The sequence below is a fragment of the Paenibacillus anseongensis genome, from assembly GCF_009757995.1.
Classification (GTDB): Bacteria; Bacillota; Bacilli; order Paenibacillales; family NBRC-103111; genus Paenibacillus_E; species Paenibacillus_E chondroitinus.
Genome location: NZ_WSEM01000008.1, coordinates 307,876 through 334,851, shown reverse-complemented (window position 1 = coordinate 334,851; position 26,976 = coordinate 307,876). Strand labels below are relative to the sequence as shown.

The 26,976-nt window shown below is 45.3% G+C and carries 19 protein-coding genes and 1 riboswitch; of the genes, 17 read left to right on the top strand and 2 right to left on the bottom strand.

What is annotated here, in order from left to right:
* From GON05_RS09235 to GON05_RS09180, 12 genes are all read left to right on the top strand, one after another.
* Positions 1 to 1,584, top strand: coding sequence for a response regulator transcription factor (locus GON05_RS09235; RefSeq protein ID WP_157318884.1), 1,584 nt, complete (start codon positions 1 to 3; stop codon positions 1,582 to 1,584).
* Between the two features lie 203 nt (positions 1,585 to 1,787).
* Positions 1,788 to 2,642: an ABC transporter permease gene (locus tag GON05_RS09230; protein WP_157319278.1), complete on the top strand. Its 855-nt coding sequence runs from the start codon at positions 1,788 to 1,790 to the stop codon at positions 2,640 to 2,642.
* Between the two features lie 2 nt (positions 2,643 to 2,644).
* On the top strand, positions 2,645 to 3,514 hold the full coding sequence (locus tag GON05_RS09225; protein WP_157318883.1) for a carbohydrate ABC transporter permease: 870 nt from the start codon (positions 2,645 to 2,647) through the stop codon (positions 3,512 to 3,514).
* Positions 3,515 to 3,591: 77 nt separating this feature from the next.
* Entirely contained in the window at positions 3,592 to 5,172 is a 1,581-nt protein-coding gene (locus GON05_RS09220) for a type 2 periplasmic-binding domain-containing protein (RefSeq protein ID WP_157318882.1), read from the top strand.
* A 75-nt stretch (positions 5,173 to 5,247) separates the two neighbouring features.
* On the top strand, positions 5,248 to 7,908 hold the full coding sequence (locus GON05_RS09215) for a glycosylhydrolase-like jelly roll fold domain-containing protein (protein WP_157318881.1): 2,661 nt from the start codon (positions 5,248 to 5,250) through the stop codon (positions 7,906 to 7,908).
* 244 nt (positions 7,909 to 8,152) lie between these two features.
* The gene (locus tag GON05_RS09210) at positions 8,153 to 13,741 is read left to right on the top strand and encodes a glycerophosphodiester phosphodiesterase family protein (RefSeq protein WP_157318880.1); all 5,589 of its coding nucleotides are present in this window, start codon (positions 8,153 to 8,155) and stop codon (positions 13,739 to 13,741) included.
* Between the two features lie 104 nt (positions 13,742 to 13,845).
* Positions 13,846 to 14,394: a glycerol-3-phosphate responsive antiterminator gene (locus GON05_RS09205; protein ID WP_309491786.1), complete on the top strand. Its 549-nt coding sequence runs from the start codon at positions 13,846 to 13,848 to the stop codon at positions 14,392 to 14,394.
* A gap of 220 nt (positions 14,395 to 14,614) precedes the next feature.
* A complete protein-coding gene (locus GON05_RS09200) occupies positions 14,615 to 15,493 on the top strand; it encodes an HAD-IIA family hydrolase (RefSeq protein ID WP_309491785.1) in 879 nt (292 codons plus the stop codon).
* Positions 15,494 to 15,504: 11 nt separating this feature from the next.
* The gene (locus tag GON05_RS09195) at positions 15,505 to 16,827 is read left to right on the top strand and encodes an ABC transporter substrate-binding protein (protein ID WP_157318878.1); all 1,323 of its coding nucleotides are present in this window, start codon (positions 15,505 to 15,507) and stop codon (positions 16,825 to 16,827) included.
* Between the two features lie 124 nt (positions 16,828 to 16,951).
* Positions 16,952 to 17,845: a carbohydrate ABC transporter permease gene (locus GON05_RS09190; protein ID WP_157318877.1), complete on the top strand. Its 894-nt coding sequence runs from the start codon at positions 16,952 to 16,954 to the stop codon at positions 17,843 to 17,845.
* Between the two features lie 15 nt (positions 17,846 to 17,860).
* Positions 17,861 to 18,676: a carbohydrate ABC transporter permease gene (locus GON05_RS09185; protein ID WP_157318876.1), complete on the top strand. Its 816-nt coding sequence runs from the start codon at positions 17,861 to 17,863 to the stop codon at positions 18,674 to 18,676.
* A 14-nt stretch (positions 18,677 to 18,690) separates the two neighbouring features.
* The gene (locus tag GON05_RS09180) at positions 18,691 to 19,425 is read left to right on the top strand and encodes a glycerophosphodiester phosphodiesterase (RefSeq protein WP_157318875.1); all 735 of its coding nucleotides are present in this window, start codon (positions 18,691 to 18,693) and stop codon (positions 19,423 to 19,425) included.
* An 87-nt stretch (positions 19,426 to 19,512) separates the two neighbouring features.
* Here GON05_RS09180 and GON05_RS09175 read toward each other — a convergent pair whose 3' ends face one another.
* Positions 19,513 to 19,893 (bottom strand): hypothetical protein, encoded by a 381-nt coding sequence (locus GON05_RS09175; protein ID WP_157318874.1) that lies wholly within the window; start codon positions 19,891 to 19,893, stop codon positions 19,513 to 19,515.
* A gap of 148 nt (positions 19,894 to 20,041) precedes the next feature.
* On the opposite strand from GON05_RS09175, the gene GON05_RS09170 reads away from it, so the two are divergent.
* From GON05_RS09170 to GON05_RS09155, 4 genes are read left to right on the top strand one after another with little or no spacing between them, the layout of a single operon-like run.
* Positions 20,042 to 21,610: a spore germination protein gene (locus GON05_RS09170; protein ID WP_157318873.1), complete on the top strand. Its 1,569-nt coding sequence runs from the start codon at positions 20,042 to 20,044 to the stop codon at positions 21,608 to 21,610.
* Positions 21,597 to 22,790: a Ger(x)C family spore germination protein gene (locus tag GON05_RS09165; protein ID WP_309491784.1), complete on the top strand. Its 1,194-nt coding sequence runs from the start codon at positions 21,597 to 21,599 to the stop codon at positions 22,788 to 22,790. The genes GON05_RS09170 and GON05_RS09165 overlap by 14 nt, the downstream gene beginning before the upstream one ends.
* Positions 22,791 to 22,803: 13 nt before the next feature.
* Complete coding sequence (locus GON05_RS09160) at positions 22,804 to 23,004, top strand: hypothetical protein (RefSeq protein WP_157318871.1); 201 nt, start codon at positions 22,804 to 22,806, stop codon at positions 23,002 to 23,004.
* Between the two features lie 32 nt (positions 23,005 to 23,036).
* Positions 23,037 to 24,149: a GerAB/ArcD/ProY family transporter gene (locus tag GON05_RS09155; protein WP_157318870.1), complete on the top strand. Its 1,113-nt coding sequence runs from the start codon at positions 23,037 to 23,039 to the stop codon at positions 24,147 to 24,149.
* A gap of 20 nt (positions 24,150 to 24,169) precedes the next feature.
* Here GON05_RS09155 and GON05_RS09150 read toward each other — a convergent pair whose 3' ends face one another.
* Positions 24,170 to 25,450: a voltage-gated chloride channel family protein gene (locus tag GON05_RS09150; RefSeq protein WP_157319276.1), complete on the bottom strand. Its 1,281-nt coding sequence runs from the start codon at positions 25,448 to 25,450 to the stop codon at positions 24,170 to 24,172.
* Between the two features lie 97 nt (positions 25,451 to 25,547).
* Positions 25,548 to 25,608, bottom strand: a riboswitch (Fluoride riboswitch).
* 169 nt (positions 25,609 to 25,777) lie between these two features.
* On the opposite strand from GON05_RS09150, the gene GON05_RS09145 reads away from it, so the two are divergent.
* Positions 25,778 to 26,788 (top strand): LacI family DNA-binding transcriptional regulator, encoded by a 1,011-nt coding sequence (locus GON05_RS09145; protein WP_157318869.1) that lies wholly within the window; start codon positions 25,778 to 25,780, stop codon positions 26,786 to 26,788.
* Positions 26,789 to 26,976: the final 188 nt, after the last annotated feature.

The window sequence follows — 26,976 nt, the reverse complement described above, 5'->3', positions numbered from 1 at the left end:
ATGAAGGTCATCTTGGTGGACGATGAGAAGGGCATTGTAGAAGGGCTCAAGCGAATGGTTAATCGCTATATACCGGAATGTGAGGTTATTGGTACAGCCCACAATGGCTTGGAAGGCTTCAAGCTAATTCAAACCCTGCAGCCGGATTTTGTTATTACCGATATACGGATGCCTCAGGCAGACGGTCTCGAGATGATTTCCATGCTGAAGGACGAAGGCAGCTCGATACCATGTATTCTTTTAAGCGGATATACAGATTTTGAATATGCTCGGCGCGGTATGCAGCTGGGTGTTCGCTTCTATATCAACAAACCGGTTGAAATAGATCAGCTACGTGAAAGCGTGCATCAGGTTATGGACGCGATTCGGGCGGATAAAGCAAAAGTTCAAGAAGTAAACGAATTGAAGCAAGAGGTTCTTAGTCGTAAGCAGGAGAAAGCCTGGAGGGATGTTCTCGATCTAGGCAACGACAATTTGGAACTCGTGGAAGAACTTCTTCAGGTTGCCCAGATTCCAATGGAAGGCGCCTTTTTCGGAAGTGTTCTTCTTGAATTCGATAGCAATGTCGATGGTAGTAAGGAGTTCGGGCTTCATCCTGTTTTTGACCACATTGACCGCGCCTTTAAACACTATCGCGGGGTTTTCCGCTTTCGCTATACGGGAGCCCAAGTCGCTGTCATCCTGGCCAATGACAAATTGATAAAAAATGAGGATGTAGTCCGGGCCTGTGTTCTTCTCAAGCAGGCCGTTTATCAAGATCTGAAGTTGTCCATGACGATCGGAATAGGCACAATACAGAAACGTGTTGTCGGAGTTAGTCAATCTTTTGAAGAAGCGTGTTATGCATTAAGCTACAAAGTCATAAAGGGAACGAACGCTGTAATTCCGTTTCCAGAGATCACGAATCTAACAGGACCAAGCCACGCTGTTCCTACAGAACTGATAGCCAAGCTGGAAACCGGACTGGACAACATGGACGAAGCAGGGTGTGTGGACATCATCCGAGAGATTTTTCGCAGGATGGAAGCCGAAAAGAGTATGAGACCGGCCGATCTACAGTCGCAGTGTTTAAATATCCTTTTATCCAGCGTTCGAAATATGTCCTTTCAACAGCTGCAGCAGAACGACTTCCTTGGCCGGCATATTCTGTCGCTAGATAGTATTTCCCGGTCTCGGACGTTAGAGCAGCTTGAGGAATGGACAGTGAAAGTGATTCGCGGAATTATTTCGTTCAAGTTAGAGCATAATATTCCAAAGAAGAAAGACATTATTACAGAAATCAAGGAATATATGACCAAGCATTATCATGAACCGATTAAAATTGCGGATCTGGCCGCCCGTTTTTTCATCAGCCCCTATTATTTAAGCCAGTTTTTCAAGCAAAAGACAGGGGAAACCTATGTGAATTTTTTGACGCAGATCCGAATTAATAAAGCAAAGGAACTCCTGCAGAACACCGATCTCAAAGTATATGAAATTTGCCAAATAGTCGGATACTCGGATACGCAGCACTTTGCCAGGTTATTTGAAAAATTAGCTGGATGTAAACCCAGGGAGTATAGAAAAAATACACCAACTCTGTAACGCGTATTTCGCCACTCCGATTAGGAGTGGTTTTTATATATTCTAAGAAATGACCTTGTTTTTACTTGGATTTGCCCAATTGAGGGATGTTCCTTCCGACGGTATAGTTATACATGTAAGCGATAACAACAGCAAGATACGGGGGGAATAAAGTGAATGTAATCTCATTAAATCGATTGAAGGTGTATTGGCCGTTGTATGTCATGGCGATTCCGGGAATTGTGTTTCTCGTTATTTTTAAATACATCCCGTTGGCCGGTGCTGTCATCGCCTTCAAAGACTATTCGGTTTTTAAAGGATTCATCGATAGTCCTTGGGTAGGTCTTAAACATTTTAAGACGTTAATTCATCATCCTGATTTCGTCAGGGTGTTCAGCAACACCATGATTTTGGGGCTGTTGAAAATCGTTTTAGTGTTTCCGGTAGCTGTCCTGCTGGCACTGATGATGAACGAAATTCGAAAATCGGCCCTGAAGAAAGGGATTCAAACCGCGCTGTACATCCCGCACTTTTTGTCATGGGTGATTGTGGCCGGTATCATTTTTGACTTTTTTTCCATCAGCGGATTGTTCAATATCGTCTTTGGATGGTTTGGTCATGAACCTGTGTTAGCGATGCAGGAGAGCGCGTACTTCCGGCCTATTTATGTAATCTCATCCATTTGGAGAGACGCTGGTTGGGGAACGGTGGTGTATATGGCTGCCATCAGTGCGATCGACCCTCAGCTCTACGAATCGGCCATGATCGATGGGGCATCGAAGTTTAGGCAAATCCGTCATATTACTTTTCCGCTTCTGCTGCCTACCGTGCTAGTTCTGTTCTTGCTTGAAATCGGCAATTTCTTGGATCTAGGATTCGATCAGGTTTTTAACATGCTTACTCCGATGACCTACAGCGTAGGAGACATCCTCGATACGTACGTGTTCCGAACCGGTATTCAGCAAGCCCAGTACAGTTTTGCAACGGCGGTTGGCTTGTTTCAATCCGTGATTGGGTTCACTTTGGTGTTTATCTTTAATAGGCTGTCGAAGAAAGTTTCGGATGGGGGGCTCTGGTAGAGATGTACGAATCACGTGGAGAAAAAATATTCGTATCGGCCATTACAGCCATTCTCATCTTGTTGTCTATTATGGCACTTATACCGCTGCTGTCGGTGATTTCCACTTCGTTAAGCTCGAAAAGTGCCGTCGATATGAACCTGGTCACCATCTGGCCCAAGCAGTTTACGTTGGATTCCTGGGGGCAAATGATTGACCGTCCCGACCTGTGGAAATCGTTTTTTCTAACGCTCGTCACGACGGTTATAGGCACGGGGCTTGCTTTGTTGATGACCGCTTTACTTGCCTACCCGCTGTCGAAATCGGAATTCCGCCCGGGACCTGTTATCATGGTCGGTGTGGTCATCGCGATGATCTTTAAAGCACCGATTATCCCTTACTTCCTGACGGTTCGAGGTGTAGGGTTGTATAATAACCCATTGGTACTCATCGTGCCGCACATTCTGAATCCGTTCAATCTGATCATCATGAGAAGCTTCTTCAAACAGTTTTCGAAGGAATTGGAGGAAGCGGCATTTATCGAAGGCTGTGGATACTTCCGGATGCTCTTTCAATTCGTGCTTCCTCTGTCCAAAGCCGTACTCGCGACACTCGCACTCTTTTACGGTGTTGTGCTGTGGAATCAGTTCCAGCATCCGCTCTTTTTCTTGCAAGATCCGAATTGGTTCCCGCTGCAGATTAAAATTCGGCAGTTCATTACCGATGATAACGTGATTATGGTGGGGGCGGCTTCTACGGCTGGCTTGAATTATAACGAGCGCACTTTAAGAGCTGTCACGGTCATCTTCGCTATCATTCCAATTGTGATGGTGTATCCTTTCCTTCAGAAATACTTTGTCAAAGGAGCTATGATTGGCTCAGTAAAAGGGTAATCGGACATTTCTGGTTTATTGGCATCTGCCTTGAACATATGAATTCATTTATTTTCAATTAAGAGGGGGATTCACACATGAATATTAAAAAGCTAGGGTTGGTTTCTGCGGCATGTCTCCTTGCGATAACGGCTGTAACTGCTTGCAGCACAAAAAATGGCACCTCCGACAGTTCAGCACCTTCCGCGAAGGTTCAGGATGCGAATGGAAGTGAAGTTGTTGATATTGAAGTATGGGGGACCAACATCGGCTACAAACCGATTACCAAAGGAAGCAAGCTATATGAATTATATAAAGAGAAGCTTGGTGTAGGCGTTATTCATCCCTATGTAGAGTGGAACGGTGGCACGAACTACTTGAACCAGTTGAACCTGAAAATTGCTGCCGGTGAAATACCGGACTTATTCTTGCCGAAAGAGGGCATTGAAAATAGTTTGGCTAAAAATGGCGCGATCGCCGATCTGACAGATCTGCTGCCCAAATATGCGCCGAATCTCTGGGAAGCCATCCCGAAGGACATTTGGGATATTGTCAAAGCTAACGACCCTACCGGCCAAGGAAAAATTTATTTTATCCCCGGTGTAGTTGACTATGGCAGATACGCAGGAATGATTCGCAAGGATTGGCTTGATAAACTGGGCTTACAGATGCCGAAAACGCAAGATGAGTACGTAAAAGTATTAGAAGCGTTCCGGGACAAAGATCCCAACGGTAACGGACTGAAGGATGAACTTCCTACAGGTGGCCGTCAGGAAGCGCGCTGGATGGATCATTTATTCGCGATGTATGGAGTGGCTATGTTCGAAGGATATCCCCAGTGGGATCTGTACGACGGCAAGCTGAGTTATGCTGCAGTCACACCGAACATGAAAGCTGCTCTGGAATTTGCTGCTAAGTTGTATAAAGACGGGCTGTTGGATAAAGAGTCGCTCCTCAACGACAAGGCGAAGTGGGACGGAAAAGTGAATGACGGAAGAGCCGGAAACTTCTTTCACTGGGCAGAAACCAGCTATTTATACATGGAAAATACCTATAAAAATACAGGCGTAAAACCTGACTTTGCCGTTCTCCCCATACCGGAAGTTCCAGGATACAAAGGTTTCTATACGTGGAAGAGATTTTTAGAGCCGCAGTGGGTTGTTAAGAACTCGAAGGATCAAAAGAAGCTGATGGCTACGTTGAAGCTGCTGAACAATATGTATGACAAGAAAAATTGGAACGCTTTATTTCTGGGTGTAGAAGGTATGCACTATACGATGAAGGATGGCAAAGCTGTCCGACTTCCGGATGACAAGAGCACACAGGAGAACCTTATCCTTGATCCATATTCCAAACTGTCGACACTTGACTTTATGACGGAATTAAACAAAAGTACAGCGTCAGAAGATCGCATGTGGGCTGTTGATCAGACCAACAGAAATATGCAAGAAGCACAAAAGTATGCAAAAACCATTGCCGGCGACGGTATACCAGCAAGCATCTATGACGGTTTCCCGGACATTAACAATCGTACTCTGTTTATTGAATATGCGACCAAGATTATTCTTGGGCAATACCCGCTCAGCAAATTCGATGAGTTTGTAGAGAAATGGAACAAAACGGGTGGCGAAGAAGTTACGAAACGTGCTAGAGAGTGGTATTCGAAGGTGAAGAAATAATTATTGCCCAGATAACCCGCCCAAAGTCGAGCGAAAGACGGGCGGGTATTTTATTTACACAGGAGGCTACGATCGATGAGCAATCGTCTTAAGGAAGTGCTAGAGGGTCAGGAACACAATTACATCCTTCCATTTCTATGGCAGCATGGAGAGGAAGAGCACGTGATCAGGGAGGAAATAGCTCGTGTGCATGAAGCGGGAATTGGCGCTGTGTGTGTCGAGGCCCGTCCTCATCCGGATTTTCTCGGTCCACAGTGGTGGAAGGATATGGACATCATTATGGATGAAGCCCGTAAGCGCAACATGAAGGTATGGATACTTGATGATGATCATTTTCCGACGGGACATGCAGCAGGCAGAGTGAAGGAGGCTCCCGAGGAGCTTCATCGCAAGTTTTTAGGCGAACGTTTCATCGATACCATCGGTCCTGCCAAGGGTTCATCATTTCTGTTGGATACGCTGCTGATGAGCGGGCTTCGCCCAACATTTTCTGAACTCAACTATGCGAATGGGAAAAACAAGCTGATTTCCGTTGTCGCCGTCCGTCGCCATCCAACTAACGAAACACTAACAAATGACTGCATCGATATTACGGATCTCGTGCAAGACGGCATCCTCTACTGGGATATTCCCGAAGGCTATTGGCGTGTCTTTATTGTTTCTGAAAACAAGGATGGCGGCAGCCAGCTCCAGGAAGATTATTTGAATCCGCTCGTTCGGGATTCTGTTCGAATCTTGCTTGATACGGTTTATGAGGCTGTCTACGAGCGCTACAAGGATGACTTTGGCAAAACACTTGCCGGCTTCTTTTCGGATGAACCGGGATTTTACAATGATAAAGTGACCTTTGACTTCCATTCCAGGCCTGGAAAACAAGGGGTTGTCCTCCCTTGGAGCCGTGAAATGCCGGCTTTACTTGAGCAGGCGTTAGGTGAGGAGTACCGCAAGCACCTGCATCTCCTCTGGCATGAGGCTGGCGAGCAGTCAAATAGGGTGCGGTATGCCTATATGAACATTGTCAGTGCGTTATATGCGGAGAATTTCTGCAACCAAATCGGGGAATGGTGCAGGGCCCGTGGAGTAGCCTACATTGGACATGTACTTGAGGACAACAACGTTCATGCCAGGCTTGGCCCCAGCACCGGACACTTCTTCCGATCACTCTGGGGGCAAGACATGTCCGGGATCGATGTGGTGCTGTGGCAGATTGTCCCCGGTTTCGATGAGCTGACTTTCCGCAGTGCTACGGGGATCGCAGATGGTGAGTTTTATCACTATGGCCTTGCCAAGCTTGGCGTGTCGCTTGGACACATCGATCCCAAAAAGCTGGGCAGGACGATGTGCGAGGTATACGGCGCGTACGGGTGGGCGGAAGGCTTGAAGCTGATGAAGTGGATCACGGACCATATGCTCGTTCGCGGAGTGAACTATTTTGTCCCCCATGCCTTTACGCAAAAAGCTTTTCCGGATCCGGATTGTCCGCCGCATCTGTACGCGAATGGGAAAAATCCGCAGTTCCGTTACTATAAGTACTTGAATCAATATATGAATCGCATCTCTCATCTGATATCAGATGGCAGGCATGTAGCATCCGCTGCCGTCTTATATCACGCTGAAGCTGAGTGGTCCGGGGAAGCAATGTATTTTCAAAAGCCGGTAAAACAATTGATGCAGCACCAGATTGACTGTGATGTGATTCCGGTAGATGCTCTTTTGGACATGGCAAGCGTAAAAGACGGGAGGCTGCATGTTCATGTTGAGGATTACGAGTGTCTCATCGTGCCCTATGCGGAAGCACTTCCAGGAGCAATGATTAGGCGGTTGGTCCAGTTTGCCGATCAGGGACTCATGATTCGCTTCATCGATGGCTTACCGCTGCGGTCGAGTGAAGGCAGTGATGTTTCTGACGAACAGTCTCGGCTTGCCGCTCATCCGAAAGTGAAGCTTACTTCCTTGGACATGCTGGGGCAAGATCTTCTCGCAGATGGACATTATGAGATTAAAGTTGATCAATACCAACCGTATCTTCGTAATTATCATTATGTGCATGAGAATTTGGATGTTTATATGTTCTTTAATGAACACCCCAATGAATCCATTCAGACAAAAATTACGTTACCCGTCCAAGATGATATATTCGCCTACGATGCTTTCTCCAATCGGTTGATTGATGTGAATGTCGTAGAGGAGAACGGGGCAAAAATGGTTCAGCTGGACCTGTCTCCATACGAATCCATCATCCTGCTCAACGGCGCTGATCTAGGTGGTTATACAGTATCACCGCGTTACGCGGTTTCATCGGAAGTTGAGTTACAAAGCGAATGGACGGTCTCTACCGCTGATGCTGAACACTACCCTCAGTTTACGGAATGGGGAAAACTAACGGCTTTAACGAACATGAGCGGGCCGGATTATTTACCACGTTTTTCGGGAACTTTTCGCTATGAAATGGAGTTTGAATGGCGTGAGCCGACGAACAGCGTTTTGTTAGATCTGGGTGAGGTATATGAAACGGCAGAAGTATGGTTGAACGGTGAGCCTGCAGGAGTGCGTATTTGTCCTCCATATCGGATGGAGATTCATGGACTAATCCAGCAGGGCAATAACAAGCTTGTCATTGAAGTGACGAATACCCTTGTGAAGGATCAGCGCGACTATTTGTCGGCCTTCGCGCAGCAGGAACCAAGTGGTCTTATCGGGCCTGTTAAACTTTACAATTTCTTATTGCATAGATAACACCTAATAAACAATCACTCGCTAGTATTGTTTATAGGACAACCGAATTGAATAGGCAGGGGTAGGAGACCAGGAGAAAACCCTTTAGGCAGCAATTGATTGGCTAGTGGAAGCTAGCTGTATCATTTGTTTGCTTGAAGGGTTTTTTGTGTTCTCAAAAAACAGAAAGGAGCAGCGAGCAAGGGGAAAATGCTAGATGGAACACGGATTTATGCTATACCTATCAGAAGAGAGGATTGATTCTATGAAACGATATCAAAGAGTTATTAATCGTCTTATCGTAGCTGCATTAGTTGCCAGTTTCGTACCGCATGGTCTCTCGCCTGAGCAGCAGGCTCATGCAGCAGATGACGTTAGAAATACATTAAATGTGAGGAAAACGGTGAATGCTCCGGTTATAGACGGGAAGTTGGATGAGTCACTATGGTCAATTAACCAAAGCTTAACCAAACAAACAGGCAGCGGTACGTTTAAAGATAGTAAATTCGGCATGCTCTGGGATAATAAGTATCTATACATAGGAGTCAAGGCGGATGATGATAGTCTGACTGCGGCGGGATCAGGTAATTGGTTTGACCAGGATAATATTAATTTCTTTCTAGATCCTACGATGCACCAATCTTCCCCTTACGTGGCAGATGATATGCAGCTCGGATTTGTGTACCAAGCGGATTCTACGTCACCAGAGTTTCATTTCGGAGCTGCAACAAACGGCCAAAGCAGTAAAGATGCAAATAAGATTCTGAGAGCCATGCAGAAAACGGCGACGGGGTGGTCCTTGGAGACGGCTATACCATGGGATATGTTGAGGATGGATCCTAATCTCACCAAGAAGTTGGGTTTGGAAATTGGGGTAACGGACCGCTACGGGGTGGACGCAACACAGCAAAGAAACAGCTATTGGAGTGCCTATCAGTCAAGTTCGTTCTGGAATGATACCTCCGGCTTCGGTGTGATCAACTTGATCGATAGCAATCCTGTGACAGATACAGTGAATCCGGTGCTGCTTGAGGAAAATTTTGATACGATTCCGGCAGGAACCCTACCTTATGGATGGATTAGTGATGTGAACGCAGGAAGTCCCGCGTTTACAGTCGTGCAGGATACTTATGGCAATGGCAGAGTCACTTTTGATGGGAAAGCTTCGGGCAAACAAGCTCGAGTTGTGGCGCCAGTCCAATGGGACAATTACACGGTAGAAGCTGATATCCGATTTGAATCTGTGCTGGATTCGGCAAGATGGGCTTCATTGATGTTCAGGGTGCCTTCTTCGGGAAAAGTGCCTTACAATCAAATGGCCATCCGTCAAAATGGTACCTATGAATTCGCCTATCGGAAAGCGGACGGCAACTGGTATTCACCGACGCCAATCTCTGGTACTTGGAGAGCATTGACCTTGAATGCCGACTATTCGATGAAGGTTCGCGTTTTTGATAACAATGTCAAAGAATACATGAAGGCCAAGTCAGATCCAAGTTATACTATGGTAACGGACACCACCCTGCCAACAACGGTAGTGATGGAAAAAGGCAAGGTAGGGCTGCAAGCGGATCAAAGCAAGGTGTCATTCGACAACTTGAAGGTGACGCGAATTACAGCAGATCGCCTTAACCTCGTTGTACCTGGCTCGATCGAAGCCTTGACTGGACCGATAAGTGTTACAGGCAGTGTGTACTATTCGGACGGTATTACGGAATCCATTTTAAATAAGCCGCTAAAATATTACTCCTCGGATGAGTCGATTATCAAAGTCTCGAACAATGTGCTTTACCCTGTGAAAGCAGGGAGTGCAGATGTTAGAGTCATTTATGAGAATGCGGAATACGTGCAAGAAGTAACCGTAACACCTAGCATGGTGCCAGCGAAAGTCAGCTCCCTCAAGCATGATACCAATTATTTTTTGGCCACAGTGAATCAGCCGGTAGATTTAACTTCAATTACGTTTAAAGCCGATTTTACTGATTTTACGTCAGGTACTGTGACTGGGAATGATCTGACCTGGACATCCAGCAGCCCTTCCGTTGTGGTGAATAGCGGCAGCCTGAACGTTCTTCAAAAGGGTGTATACACCTTAACTGCCCAAAAAGACGGTGTTTCCATTTCAATGCTAGTCGTAGCGAAAGAAGCAACGGATAGGGAATATGTCCTCTATGAAGAAAATTTTGACCAGCTAACGGAAGGAACACTTCCTGCAGGTTGGACTCGCAAAGAAGGGACGACAGCCAGTAAAGCCGTTGTTAAAGCCGGAAGCTTTGAAATGGATGCGGCGGCATCGCCGGACAATCCTTCGCGCGTACTTTTGCCCGACTATCTAGGGACATTTGGCAATTATAAAATCGAAGCCGATGTCACGCATTTGCAAGCGAACGATACGGCCAGATGGCATTCCATCATGTATCGCATTCAAAATAATGATTATCCGTATTATCAAATGGCAGTCAGAAAAGACGCTACAGCGGCCAATGGCGTAGAGTTTGCTGAAAGAACCACGGCTAATGCGTGGAACGTTATGGATACAGGTGCTTTTACGGAATCCATAGATCCGAGCAAAATGTATCACTATACGGTAAAAGCTTTTAACAATCGTGTAATGGAAATGATTAACGACAAGGTTGTCGTGGATACAGATAATGCAGGTTCGTATATGAAAGGTCGAATTGGCTTACAAGCGAACGGCAGCAAAATGAAGGTTGATAACATTCGGGTAACGTTACAGCAGGATGCCCTGCCACCAACGGCAACTGATCGCTATGCGAGTGTAACAGAGCCTGATACGAAAATTGCGATGGCTTCGACCATTGTGACTGAAGTTACCCAGGCGGCAGATTTGACGAAATGGGCGGATGCGGCAACAGCAACACCGGCTACGGCTATTTTACACGTGAACAACGAACTGAAAGTAACCAATCCAACAGGAGAAGTAGTTATTGGAGATGTAGCAGCCATCTTGGATTCCTTTGGGACGAAGACGATGCCGGCATTTTATCTCAAGGATGAAGTAACCGTCGATAAACTGATCGCTTATTTGAAAGATAATCGAATCGAAGATGTATTCGTGATGTCGGACAACGGCGATTTGGTTAAAAAAGCGAGATTAGCGTATCCGATTATTCGCGGAATTGTAGATTTTAGCGCTATGTCGAATTTTAGCCAAGAACAATTGATGGAAATTCGCCAGAAAACGAATGCCAACCTGGCTCATATTGCTGTGCTTCCACAACAGGCGGCTACGAAAGAGAATACGGATTATTTGCAAATGAGAACGATCATGGTCTGGGCAAAAGATGAAGCGGCAGTTGCCGGGAAAAATCTGTCCATGCATACCTTGATTACGGCAGGAGTGAACGGTATCGTAACGGATACGCCATCTGCTGCTTTCGCCGCACTGGGCGTGTATAACCAAAATAAAACGATGATCCGTAAGCCATATATTATCGGTCATCGTGGATTGCCTTCGGCTGCGCCGGAAAATACGATTGAAAGTAATCGGTTAGCACTCGATAATGGGGCGGACTTTATCGAAAATGACGTGTATATTTCCAAAGATGGTTATCTGGTCATTCATCATGATGGAGAACTGTCGGGTACGACGAACGGCACGGGAAATATCGAGAATTACACATTAGCCGAAATTAAGGCGCTTAATGCCAACAAGTCTCATCCAGCGGGCTATCCGGATGTGAAAATTCCGACGTTGGAAGAACAAATTGATCTTGTTCAACAACGCGGGAAAATGATCATGAACGAAGTCAAGACATCGACACCAGCGGCCATTGACGCTTTCGTCCAATTGGTGAATGCCAAAAATGCCGAAGCTGACATCGATAACATGTCCTTCGTTGCCGCTCAGATTGCGCGCACGAACAGCTTGATGCCGACGATGCCTTCTGGTCTTTTATCCAGCTTGTCTGGAGGCAGTAATGTTAAGGGAATGCTGAGAACGGTACTTAGTTCGATTCAGCCATTGAATGCTACCTTTAATAATGGCTACGGCGGTATTTCGCAAAATTTTATGGAGGCTGCTAAACATCGAGGCATCTTGATTTCACCTTGGACACTGAATGATCGAACGGCGTTTAATCAATTTTTCTTAAATGGTGCATGGGGATTAACGACCGATTATGCCAACTGGGCGGCAGATATGGCGGCAGGAATTAAACCGGAGAAAACGGAGTTTACGCTCAATAAAGATGAGCATCTTCTCCTTCAAGCGCAAGTGACATCGTACAAAGGCGATACGAAGACAATTGTACCGGACTTTATTTTACTTGATGGACAAGAGGTATTGGTTGTGAATGGCCGGGAGATTACTGCCAAGAAGTCGGGGGTTGCGCACGGACTTTTACGATACACCTATACGATGAACGACGGAAATATGTATGACTTATATACACAACCAATCACGTTGAACGTATCTTCTGGAAGTACAGATCCAGGAACAGATCCGGGAACAGATCCAGGAACGGATCCAGGAACAGATCCGGGGACAGATCCGGGAACAGATCCAGGGACAGATCCGGGGACAGATCCAGGAACGGATCCGGGGACAGATCCAGGAACAGATCCGGGAACGGATCCAGGGACAGATCCGGGAACGAATCCAGACCCAGGTTCAGGTTCAGGAACAGAATCAGGAGCAGGTAGTGGCACAAGCACTGGTACGGAAATCAAGAATCCTGTATATACAGTGACGGATGTGATGATTCAATCGGCCACCCAGCAATCGGGAACGAACGATAAGGTGATTGTAACCGTGCCTCTGAATGGGAAGAAGGATCAAGCTGTTGCCATCCTGTTACCATCTGCCGTTCAAACGTTGTTGGCTGCAAGCCATCATACAGTCGATATTCAAAGCGAACTTGGTTCCTATGAGCTGAATCTGTCAGCTGTAGATTTACAAGCTTTGGCAGATAAGCTAGGGGTTTCTCAAGATAAGTTAAACTTCACGATTCAAATTAAACTGAATGAAAAAGCGGCTGCAGAATCAACGTCAGGCGGGAAAGCTGTCAAGAAAGCCGTTGACTTTACACTTACAGCAGGAGTAGGAACAGGAGAAGGGAAAAGCGTAGACGTTTCTGGTTTCAACATGTTTATAGCAAGATCCATCAAGCTGGATGCCGGAACGGATACCAAAGCTTTGGCCGCCGTACGAGAAGAGCAAGATGCCAATGGCCATTCGGTCTATAATCCGGTTCCATTTATGATCCGAGGCAATGAAGTTGTTATTTTCAGCCGCACGAACAGCACGTATCTACTTATCGCGAACCCAGTGACATTCGGTGATTTAGAACAGCATTGGTCCAAGCAAACTGTTGAAGGAATGGCGGCAAAATCGATTGTTCAAGGTGTTGGGGCCTCAAGTTTCGCACCTGATCGCCAAGTAACTCGCGCGGAATTTGCTGCTTTGCTGGTGAGATCGTTTGGCTTAACTTCATCCAAAGCCACAATGGCAAACAGCTTCAAGGATGTCAGAGCTTCCGATTGGTTTGCGGCATCGGTTAGCCTTGCAGCAGAATTCGGACTCGTTGGCGGCTATGAGGATCATACCTTCCGTCCGGATGCGCCAATAACCCGCCAAGAAATGGCGGTTATGATTGACAGATCCCTACGCTTCGCAGGCTACAACGCAAAGCCGCAACCAAATAACTTAGCCACGTTCGCTGATGATGCGAATATCGCCGAGTGGGCCAAGGATGCAAGTATAGTAGCTTCCACGCTGCACATCATTAACGGCAGGGATGGCAATGCCTTTGCTCCGTTAAGTACCGGCACTCGTGCGGAAAGTGCTGTGATGCTAAGCCGCATGCTGCAAGCCCTAAACCTTTCTAATTAATGGACTGGTTAACATTCCCTCCGAAATCCATTTGACGGATGACGGAGGGGTGTTAACACTTAGCAAATAAATGTTTGTTAAGGTGAAAGTGGGGGTGTATGCGCATGTCTAGTAAATATCCAATTATCGCATCAGTGACGAAAGACGATCAGCTCGCAAAGGTTTTAGAAAGTGATGTAACTCGCGTTAATTTAATGACAGGTCATATTGGCAATTTGGAATCTATTGTGGAACAGCTTCACCGAGCAGGTAAACAGGTATATGTGCACTTGGAGATGGTGGGCGGTCTTGGCAGAGATGCACATGCAGTCGGATATTTAGCTGAAAAGTTTAAAGTGGACGGGATTGTTACGACGAAATCCAACTCCATAGCAGCAGCTAGGCAAGCCGGCATAAAAAGTATTCAGCGAATCTTCATTATTGATACGGCCGCATTGCAAACGGCAGTCCGCATGATTAACAGCATACAACCGGATGAAGTTGAGTTAATGCCAGGCTTAATGCCAAGAGTGATCAAGGAATTGAAAAACATGATTAAACAACCGTTGATTGTCGGAGGGCTTATTCGATATGAAAAAGAGATCGTAGAAGCGCTTGAAAGCGGGGCAGACTTCATATCTATTGGGGATCCGAACATGTGGAATAGACAATAGATTTACAAAAGGTTTATATATCGATAATTTTCCGCTTACAATCTTCCTCTATAGTAGAACTATGATTATCACAAGAACTGATACTTAGGGTCGAGACCATGAGAAAACCCTTGTCCAGGAAATGTGAAAATAAGCAGGAGTTTGCTTGTCATCCTCCGAGAAGGCTTGTTTTCGTGTTTTTTCGGATAAGGGTTATTTTTATTGAAAGCGAGGCAGTGCTGTGGCAGAAACATCCAGATTCCCTGAGCGTGGCATCGATGAGAAAAGTGGTATCGTGCCTTTTCAGCGAAAACATGTGAAGAAAAGAAGTAAGGATTTGCATGCATTTAAAGGCTACTTATTCGATTTGGACGGTACGATCTATGCGGGCAGTAAGCTTTTGCCGGGTGTGTTGAATACGGTGAATTGGCTGCGTGAGCAAGACAAATCGATTATGTTCGTTACGAATACAACCATTCGTACCAAGGAAAGCGTGCAGATGAGGCTTAGCGAATTAGGCATTTCTTGCAAGGTGAATGAGGTGCTCACGGCCTTATGTGTGGCTGGAAGATTTTTTCAAGAGCATGAACCGGATGCCTGCGTTCTCATGATTGGTGAACAAGCGATGGAACAAGAATTGGCGCTGTATGGCGTCAAGATGACGATGGACCCGATGCTGGCGACACATGTCCTTGTCGGCTTGGACAGACAGTTTACCTTTGAGAAGCTAACAGTCGGCGTGAATGCTCTTCGAAACGGGGCCAAGCTGATTGCAGCTAATCCCGATCCCTTTTGCCCGATTGATGATGGGGTGATTCCGGATACATGGTCGCTTGTCAAAGCACTGGAGACGGCCAGCCTGCAGAAAACGGTCCGTGTGATTGGAAAGCCCTCCAAATATTATGCGCAAAAAGCTTTTGATCTGCTGAAAATCCCGCCGTCCCAATGCCTGATGGTTGGGGATCGCTTATCCACGGATATACAGCTCGGGAATTCAAACGACATGTACACCGCTCTTGTACTGACAGGTGCGGACTCTAAGAAAGACATTGTACAAACAGGGATTGAGCCTGACTATATTTTAAATCAGCTTAGCGAGATTAAATCCAAAAACCTTTAGGAGGAAAAACAATGAAAAAAGCACTAGTCTCATTACTTATGGTCACGTTGGTTGCAACAGCTTGCGCGAAAGGAGAGAGCAAAACAGAAACCAAAACGGCAGCAGCGCCGACAGCAAGCGCCGCAGCAACGGCAAGTACGAAACCGGTTGAATTGCAGTTTTACTTTCCAGTGGCCGTCGGTGGCCCAATTACGAAACTGATTGATCAGTTGGCTGACGATTTCCATAAAGAAAATCCGACAATTACTGTAAAACCTGTGTATGGCGGCAGCTATCAGGATACGATGACCAAGGTTGCAACAGCTGTACAAGGGGGGAACTCGCCTGACTTAGCGGTACTACTCTCAACTGACCTGTACAGTTTGCTATCCATGAAAGCCGTTGAGGATCTGACACCTCGCTTCTCCAAGGATTATTTCAATGGATTCTACGAAGCTTTTATGGGAAATACGAAGTCAGGCGATACGGTTTGGAGTGTACCGTTCCAGCGCAGTACGATCGTGCTCTACTACAACAAGGACTTATTTAAGAAGGCAGGTCTTGATCCGGAGAAGGCACCGGCGAACTGGACGGAACTGAAGGAGTATGCAGCGAAGCTCACGACGAGTGACAAATCGCAGTGGGGGCTTGAAATTCCTAGCACGGGTTATCAATACTGGATGACGCAAGCCCTTTCCCTTCAAACCGGTACGAACATTGTTTCAGCCGACGGGAAGCAAGTATTTTTTAACAAACCGGAAGTACAGGAAGCTTTGCAGTTTTACACCGATTTAGGACGCAAGGATAAAGTCATGCCGGAAGGTGCACTCGAGTGGGCAACCGTTCCTTCCGATTTCATCAGCGGGAAAACGGCCATGATGTACCACACAACAGGAAATCTGACAAAAGTCAAAACAGATGCGAAATTCAACTTTGGCGTAGCGTTCCTGCCAGCCAATAAAAAGTATGGTTCACCAACTGGCGGCGGCAACCTGTATGTGTTCAAAAATATTCCTGAAGACCACAAAGCAGCATCCGTCAAGTTTATTCAATTCCTGACGCAGCCTGATCGTGTCGCACAGTGGTCAATTGATACAGGTTATGTAGGTACGACAAAAGCCGCTTATGAGACAGACAAGCTGAAAAACTACATTAAGGATTTCCCGCAGGCATCTGTAGCAAGGGATCAACTGAAATATGCGGACAGCGAGCTTTCGACCTATCAGAATGGCCAAGTAACCAAGCTGTTTAACGATAATATCCAGGCAGCGCTGCTAGGAACGATGACACCGAAAGAGGCATTGGAGAAATCGCAGCAGCAAGCGGATGACATTTTGAAAAACTTTCAAAAATAACAGCGTTAGATAGCGAAAACGAAAGGGAAGTGTTCGGCTAATGGAGGTTAACTCCCTGTTATTGGCCAACACTTCCCTTCCGCTCGCTATCACGAGTTTGTAAGATAGAAGGGGGATCTATTCGATGCAACCGGCACTTCGTACAAAAAGCAAGATCAACTGGAAATTACATGGTTTCGCCTATGCGCTGCTCATGCCCTCGCTCCTATTCTTAGGGGTATTTACGTTTTACCCTATCCTGAAATCGATCTATTGGAGCTTCTATAGCTCTGATTTCACCGACAAGACGTTTGTCGGATTCGATCAATATGCGCATGTGTTCCAGGACGATATTTTCCTCAAGGTTTTGAGTAATAATGTACTGCTAGCTATGGGTACGGTTCCTGTAAGTATTTTGTTGGCTATGTATGCAGCCATCTGGGTGAACAATAAGCTTAGAGGTACCGGCTTGCTGCGTGCGCTATTTTTCTACCCGACAGTCATCCCGATGATTGCTATAGCAAATATATGGTTGTTTATTTATACACCCAGTTATGGGTTGCTGGATAAGTTTCTTGGTGTGTTTGGCTTACCGGCTCCGCATTGGCTTGGCGATCCGCAATGGGTTTTGTTTTCGATGATGCTCATGGTGATTTGGAAGGAAGCCGGCTTTTTTATGATTTTTTATTTGGCTGGTTTGCAGAATTTACCGAAGGAAGTCTATGAAGCGGCAGCCATGGAAGGGGCAAGCCCTTTGCAGACCTTCAGGAGGATTACATTCCCGCTCTTAATGCCGACAACGCTATTCGTTATGATTATTGCCACGACGAATTCTTTTAAATTGGTGGATCACCTGTATGTGATGACGAAAGGCGGTCCGAACAATGCAAGCAACTTGCTGTTGTACCATATTTATGAGACGGCTTTTAGTTTCTGGGATATGGGAAAAGCTTCAGTCCTTACCGTCGTTCTACTCGTTATTCTACTGAGTATTTCGATCTTTAACTACGCATTTCTGGATAAACGTATCCATTACTAGAGAGGGGTCAGCGTCATGGTCGTTAAGATCACCAACAGGTTTGTCATTGCGCTGCTGGCTATCGTTTTTGCGGTTCCGCTCGTTTGGGCAGTTTTCACCTCGTTTACACCATCCAGTGAGGTCATCACCCGTGTAAATCCCTTTGCCATTGAGCATCCCACCATTCAAAATTATATGACCGCTTGGCACACGATTCCTTTTCTACGCTATTACTCCAATACGATGATCATCGTCTTCGGTGTGCTGACTGCACAACTGATAACGGCAACCCTTGCCGCTTATGCGTTTGCCCGATTGAATTTCGCTGGACGAGGTTTCATGTTCATGCTGTTTCTTGTTCAAATTATGATTCCGCCTGACATTCTCATTTTTCCGAATTACACGATCATGAAAGAGCTAGGCCTTGTTGACACCAAATTGGCAATTATGCTGCCTTATTGGGCCTCTTCGTTCAGTGTGTTCCTTCTCAGGCAAACGTTTAAGCAAATTCCGATGGACTTGGACGAAGCTGCGAGAATGGATGGATGCCGTTGGTGGCAAATCCTCTGGCACGTCTATTTGCCTTCCGCCAAGTCAACCTATTTGGCCTTTGGCTTAATCTCTGTCAGTGCGCATTGGAATGATTTCATGTGGCCGCTCATCGTAACGAATTCCATTGAAACTAGACCGTTGACGGTAGGAATTGCGATTTTTGCCCAATCGTTTGAGACGGGAGCGCAATGGGGGACTGTAACAGCGGCTACGGTACTGGTGATTCTGCCTCTTTTAACGGCCTTTTTCGTGTTCCAACGTCAGTTCGTGGAAAGCTTTATGCATTCGGGGATTAAATAATAGGGGGAATTGAAATGAATTGGCAAAATGCAAAGACGTTAGTCTTGGCTCACCGTGGGTCGGCAAGTGAAGCACCTGAAAATACGATGGCTGCTCTTCGGTTAGCACTTCAACAGCAATGCGATGCGATTGAACTGGATATTCATCTCACGAAGGATGGGGAAATCGTGGTCTGTCACGATGAAACGCTGGACCGGACCACGAATTTGCGCGGATGCATTGGAGAGATGACGCTCGCCGACATCCGGCAGGCAGATGCGGGCTCTTGGTTTTCAGATCAATATGCCGGAGAGCCTGTCCCTTTACTCCGTGAAGTCCTTGAGCTGGTACCTCTGGAAATCGGCTTGAATGTGGAGCTGAAGCTAAGCTATGGCGGCAGCATTGAGCACAAGGTGGTCGCCTTGCTGCGCGAATACGGGCGGCTAAGCTCAGTTATTTTTTCTTCTTTCGATCATCGCATGTTATACCGCCTCAAGCAGCTGGCACCTGAAGCCCGAATCAGCCTTGTCTATGCCGGCAAGCTGCTGCGTCCGCTTCGATTGATTGAGGATTTTGAATTGGAGGTAGAAGCGGTTTCTTTGCATCATGCGATGGTTGAACGTGAGGATGTCATGGCGATTCGCAACAGCGGCAGACAGGTCATCGTCTGGACAGTGAATGAGGAAGAAGCAATGAAGCGGATGCTGGAGTGTGGTGTTTCGGCAATTATAACGGATTATCCGGCGAAATTGAGGCGGATTGTGGGCTGATAGGTTGAATTAAATAAAAAGCGGCAGTCTAGAACTTTTTACAAGTCTCTAGCTGCCGTTTTTTTATTATGCGGATTGGCCTAATTGCTAACATATTCTGACTAAGTTTCGCTGCAGCACGGTATCTCCTGGTTGCGGGGTGAAAGGAGTATTCGTAACACCTGTTACATTCGTAATCAGTTTTGGATCTTCGTTTTGTTGTATTCGAACTTCATACTTAAAGCTTACCTTCGACACATCAGCAAACAGGAAAACAGATTTATTGGGAGCGATCGTTATTGTACATATTTTTCTACCACAAGGACTTACCTTCAAAGGTACTGGAGAGCCGTTAGACCAGTCGAAAACTTGTACCGTCACTCTGCGGGACCGCATTTTATTTAAGTTAACGATGTCTATTAAGGCAAATTTAGTTTTTTTAGGTCTGCGCAAAATACCGGTTGATAATGTAATTCGCTTTGTTGACATGAACAACCAACGCTCCTCTCTTCTAATAGTACAGTAGATGTCGAAACTGCTTTAATGGTTTGGATAGTTGCCCTTGGGGTAATTTCCAAATTTATGAATAAATAACTCCGTTATATTGCATGCTAAAAAGAAAAAACTTGGAGTATTTATGCGCTTCCCCAGTTGGTTAAAAAGGCAGCGAAGTGCACGGCCAACCCGTTCACTCGTTAATTTATCTCCCATACCTAATGTTGAGGTTGAGTTATCTTTAAGACGTCAATGGTTCCAAGAACAATTGAAAAATTGTGCTGACATTTGTTTTCATGAATGCCTGATCGGTGACATCTCTTGTGTATTTATTTTTATTGAGGGTCTTGTCGATCAACAAATGCTTCAGGAGCAAGTTATTGCTCCGATGTTATATGAATTGAGCGTAGCGTCGACAGAGGAACTTGTTCAGCACATTCTTCAATTTAAGCAAATTCCGGTTTCCTCCCTAAGCAGCAGTAAGGAAGTAGGTCCTGTATTACAGAGCTTGTTTGAAGGCACGATTGTTTTATTAATCGAAAATGAGACCCAGATGGTTTTATTCCCTATGAAATCCGTCGAAAAAAGGGCGATTCAACAAGCGGAAAATGAGAATGTCATTCGCGGACCGAAGCAGGCATTTGTTGAGGATCTATCGGTTAATCTGACAATGATCCGCAAAATCATCAAGCATCCTGCTTTGAAGGTTGAGAAGTTTCAATATGGTGAGTACACGAACACTTATGTAACCGTGTGTTATATCGAAGGGATCTGCCAACAAAAATTGGTGGACGAAGTAAAAAAACGAATATCGAGAATTGAGATAGACGGTGTACTAGGAAGCAGTTATATTGAGGAATTTATTGAGGATAATCCCTTTTCTCCGTTTCCTCAAGTGCAGTATACAGAAAGGCCGGATACCGTGTGTGCAGCGCTTCTTGAAGGAAGAGTTGCTATTCTGGTTGATGGAACGCCTGTACCGATTTTGATCCCTGTTACCTTGTATATGCTGCTTCAATCCGCCGAGGACTACTATCAAAGATTTGTAGCAGGTACATGGATACGATGGATTCGGTACTTCTTTTTGCTCATTTCTTTTTTGCTTCCCTCCGTTTACATTGCGGTCACAACCTTCCATCCTGAAATGCTTCCGCCCAATTTACTGATTGCTGTAGCCGCAGCAAGGGAAAATGTGCCTTTTCCCGCTATCATTGAAGCCATTATTATGGAAATTACATTTGAAGCGTTGAGGGAAGCGGGTTTGCGAATTCCGAAGCCAATAGGACAAACGGTATCCATTATCGGAGCATTAGTCATTGGACAGGCAGCTGTGCAAGCAGGAATTGTTTCCGCTCCAATGGTCATTGTTGTCTCCATTACGGGCATAGCTTCTTTCATCATTCCGCATTTTGATTTGGGTTTGACTTTCCGTTTATTGAGGTTTCCGGTGATGATTCTTGCGGCATCCCTAGGACTTTACGGCGTCATTCTAAGCATTATCCTTATTTATCTTCACTTGGTGACCCTTCGTTCATTTGGTACATCGTACCTTTCCCCAACAGCACCGATTGTATTTCGTGATTGGAAGGATGTGCTGGTTCGGGTCCCCATGTGGATGATGAAGAGAAGGCCAGCGCTATACGGCACAGAAGGCGATCAAAGATTAACGTACAAGCCCAGACCGCAAATTCCTGAAGATGATGGTGATTAAACTGTGCCCGAACTTAAAAAGCGTAAGGTATTTTGTTATGTTTATCTCTTTATTACTTCTAACTGGCTGCTGGTCCAGAATTGAAATCAATGATCACGCCTTTGTGACATCCATGTTTATTGATTATTCGGAAGATGGTGTTTTTGAAGTTTCATTAGGATTTCCTCTACCCAATCGAATGTCAACGGGTATGGGACTCAGTGGTGTGCCCAAAGGCAACCCCTATTCCATTGTGACGAAAAGAGGAGAGAGTATCCCCGTCGCTATTCGTAAAATCCGATCGGATCTTTCAAGAGAAATATCCTGGGGTCACTGTCGCGTTATTGTGGTTGGCCGGAGAATGGCGGAATTTGGGATTGATCAATTGTTGGAATTTGCTGCACGTGAGCCGAATTTCCATACGAAATCTTTCCTATTTGTATCCCCAACAAAAGGTCTTGATATTGCCAAATTAACTCCTGTGTTTGAACGGCTGCCGTCAGAGGTGTTGCGTGAGTTTGCTCAGAGAAATGTGACACTGGGCGCGACGATCAAAGACTTTTTGGAAGCGGAGGCATCAGGCGGAGATATGGTGACCGGACTGCTGACAATCGGGCAAACGGAAATGATCAGCGAAGAAGGAAAAATGAGCACATGGGTTGGAACAGATGGTGCAGCACTTTTCAGAAGCGGTGTCATGGTTGGAACGTTGGATGTCATAGGCATGCGGGCAGGACTTTGGTTAAATGGAAAAATGAGCAGTTCAATGAATTCAATCAAATCCCCAACGGATGGCAAAACGATTTCTTTTCTCATTCAAACATCCAAATCTTCGATTAAACCATTGATCAATGGTGGTCAGATTGGTTTTGATATTCTTATTAAAGCTGATGATGATGTGTTGTCATCTGAATCGGATATCGATCTGATGGACCCAAAACAAATAAAAGCTCTTGAGGGGCTGCTTTCGGAGCAGTTGAAGGGCAGAATTTTACGAACGCTGCAAACTACGCAATCTGAAGAGGTGGACGTCTTTAACTTTGGAAGAATTCTTAGTTGGAGATACCCCAAAGCATGGCAACAAATGAAGGGGAATTGGCGTGAACAGTATAAAAAATGCGAGTTCCATGTAGTTACCCAAATTTCCGTTAAACGGACCGGAGCAGAAAAAAATGCAATCATCAGGAACAATAAGGAATAGGAGGATTGCTCTTGTGATTGGCATAACCATTGTTTTTATAGGGATAACATCGTATGAGCTGAGCTTTTTGATTCGACACAAGCGTAAACCGAGAACATATTGGATTACGGGCTCATTTATTGTAGCGGCTTATTTGTATCTGACGGTTATTTATTTGTATCAGGATTTACCTAGCTCTAACCAATTGATTGAATACCTATTTCATTTTCAATAAATCCAGTTGTTGACGAGAGGATGAAAGCAAGCATGCAACGGATCAGTCAAGTGGAGTTAGGTTTAATGCTTGTTTTGTTTAATTTCTCAACCGCTGCCGGGTTTCTTATAGGTCCTCTCACGGGTGTAGCGGGTTATCAAGGGTGGTTAAGCGTAATAATCGCCCACGCCGGTGGGCTTCTTATAACAAGCTTATCGATTTGGTATGCCAAGAAGCGGCCAAACGAGTTTATCATTCATTATGGGAAAGAAGTTGTTGGCAAATGGCTGAATCTCGTGATGATGATCATTTATTGTTTTTTCTTTATTCATCTTGCTGGGATGGTACTTAGACAAGCCACGGATTTCTTGGTCCAAATTTATTTGCCTTCTACCCCAAGTTGGGTTATAGCAAGCTCGTTTGGACTCGTGATCTCCATCGCTGTGAGATCAGGGATCGAAGCCATATTTCGATGTGCCGCGGGATTCTTTTTTGTTATATTTTCCACAGCCACGATTGTCCCTCTATTAGTGGGAAAAGAATTAAACTATGACCGGACAATTGCCTTAATAACCAGTCTTAGTTGGAGAGATCTGATACATACGAGTTACCCGTTCGTCCCTTGGTTTGGAGAAATGTTTTTGGTTATGTTCATCTTTCCCTTTCTTGCAAAGGCAGAGAAAACAGTTCGGACTTTATTATGGTCCTCGTTAATAAGTACCCTATTTTTTGAAGTCTACTTTTTGTTATGTATTTTGTTATTTGATGCGCCGCTAATGGCCCATTTCACGTATCCCATTTTGGAAATGCTGCGGTTTATCCGTATTGGGGATTTCCTGGAAAATTTAGATCCCATTGTAGTTGCTATCTGGATGGCAGGATTATTTATTAAAATCAGTATTTTACTTTACATGGCGGTTTTCATATCCTCCCAACTATTGAAGCTCAAAGACTCACGACCGTTATCCTTCTCTTTTGGCGCGATAGTGGTGGGCATGGCGATGCATTCCGTAAAAAACTTAATCGAACTGAATGATTTCATCTTGCATTCCTGGGTGAATTTTGCCTACTTTGTCGAATGTTCCCCACTCATTTATTGGGGGATTTCCATCATCAAAAGGTACGTACAGCGTTCGCGGGTGAGCCAGAATGTAATGGAAGATTAGAATTATTGTTTTTTCTGCTATTACTTTTTGTTATGTAGAGAACCAAGAGTTGCATTCTCTTCTATCATGACACTCCTGCTTTTTGAAATACCGATCTTTTGGGCTGTATAAATGCCAGTGTGACCTGAAAACAAGAAGCTGATGATGCAGCCGATGAACATGTACACAGCACCTTCCGCCCCGAATAGTTCGATGCCCATAATAAAACAAGCAATTGGCGTGTTGGTTGCGCCGCTGAAAACAGAGATAAATCCAATTGCCGCCAGGAACGGAGCAGATAAATGTAGGTATTGAGCTAGCGAACTTCCCAGAGTCGAGCCGATTGCAAATAATGGGGTGACCTCTCCGCCTTGAAAACCTGCGCCTAAAGTAACCGAAGTGAAGATGGTTTTAAGCAAGAATGTAAGAGGGGCTACACTCTCACTGAATGACTGCTGTATCAGCGGAATACCTAAGCCAAGATAATCTCTAGTACCAAAAAGGTAGACCATTCCGATAATGATAAATCCTCCGCAAAAGCTCTTTATGACGGGATTCTTGAAAATTCTCGTAAATAGTGCCTTTAGACGATGGGTTAATTCACTGAAGAGTAAGCCTGCCAATCCAAACAAGACGGATGCCGTCACGATTTTCAACAGGAGAAGGGTACTAAAATCCGGTACTGCCCCCATGGAATAGTGAAGATGATGGATTCCCCAAGATGTGGTAACTTTATCCCCTACGAAGCTTGCAATAAAACAAGGAATCAGTGCTTCGTACCGGACGAGGCCAATAACAAGAACTTCAAGGCCAAATACCGTGCCAGCCAAAGGAGTACCAAAAACAGAGCCGAAACCGCTGCTTATTCCACACATCAAAATGATTTTACGATCGAGTGGATGGAGTTTGAGGACGTTGCTAATCCATTCGGATAAACTTCCCCCCATTTGTACCGCTGTTCCTTCCCGGCCTGCCGAACCTCCGAACAAATGGGTGACGAGGGTTCCAAATAGAACGAGCGGCGCCATTCGGAAAGGGATCTTTCCATTGCCTTCGTGTATTTGCTCCAAGATGAGGTTATTGCCTTTGGACGAATCTTTACCAAATTTAACGTATAGGTAACTGACCACAGCTCCACCGATAGGCAAAAGCCATAACAACCACGAATGGTTCGTCCGTGTGTTCGTTGCCCAATCCAAACTTGCCAAGAACAGAGCAGACGCAGAACCTGTTAAAATACCGACAAGTCCACCAATTACAATCCACTTGAGCATGGAAGCAAGGATGCCAAAGTGAATCCACCTTTCTGCATAGTCCTTCATCCTTAACGTATGACCTTGGAAATAATGTTTCAACTTCTGTCTCTCCTTTATCGTGCAGGTATAAACAAAAAACTCCTACCAGTTTTTCATGCCAAATAAACTGGTAGGAGTTATTAGCGCAAAGGCGGTTAATGGCGAACTCCATCGCCTATAAAATTATAGTGCTTTTATTAGTATACGCATATCCGGTATTTATATCAAGGTGTTGTCCAGTTTTTGTAAGCGATTTAAAAACTAATTGACAAATCCTGCACAGGCGACTATTCTAAAATTACTTAAACGTTTACGTAATCCATTCGATGTTATGCAAAGTAGGGAATTTACCGTATGAATCCTCCGACAATTAAAGATGTGGCCAAGGCAGCGAATGTTTCTGTCGCTACGGTTTCCCGGGTGCTTCATAACCTCGCTGGCTATTCGGATAGAACCAGACAGAAGGTTATGCAAGCGGTGGAAGAACTGGGTTATCAACCTAACGCCATAGCAAGAGGGCTCGTTAATAAGAGGACTCAGACCATTGGCGTCTTGTTTCCGCATGTGTCCAGCAGCTTCTCATCCGATATTCTTCATGGTATTGAGGAGACTGCTCAAGAAAAAGGGTTCAGTGTCATTGTGTGCAACACGGCTGAAGAAGGCAAACGGACCATGAAGTATCTGCAAGTTCTAAGGGAGAAGCAGGTAGATGGCATTGTTTTCACAAGCGAAGTGCTTAAAGATGAATACTATCAAGCAATCAAGGAAATGCGAGTTCCCGTTATACTTGTAAATACAATGTCCCAAAAACATATGATCCCGTATGTCAAAGTCGATGATCGACAAGCGGCTTACCATGCGACCAACTATCTCATTCAAAAGGGACACCGGGAGATCGCCATGATCAGCGGTTCGCTTAAGGATCAGATTGCGGGTTATCCACGCTTGGAGGGGTACCGTCAGGCTTTGGCTGACAATGGCATTGAATACCTCGAATCGCGCGTAGCCATTGGCGGTTTTCAATTGGAGCGCAGCAGGGAGGCTATGAAGAAGCTGCTGACAGAAGCGCCTCCTTTTACAGCTGTGTTCGCGGCAAGCGATGAGATGGCCATTGGCGCCATGAATTATGCTTTTGAACAAGGGATCAAGATTCCGGATGATCTTTCGATCATAGGGTATGATGATTTGAAATTTGCGAGAATGGTCTACCCGCCGCTGACGACCATCCATCAACCATTGACCATGATGGGACGTTTGGCCTCAGAGAAGCTGATTTCTTTAATTGAACAAAGTGAAATGCAAGTGTCAAGCAGTATCGTAAGCCATCAATTGGTGGAAAGACAAACCGTGCGATCCAAGCCTTGAAAAGGGCTTCTTTTTCAGAATTTTAAGTAAACGTTTAACCTAAATGTCTGCTACATGAAGGGCTTAGAGTCATAAAATTGAACAAGTTTCATTTTTTATGGGTGGTGATGTGAAGCAAGTTGGTTCGTTCTTTTTTTTCTCCCTTAAGTAAACGTTTACTCTTACTAAAGCTTAGTCTTACTCATATT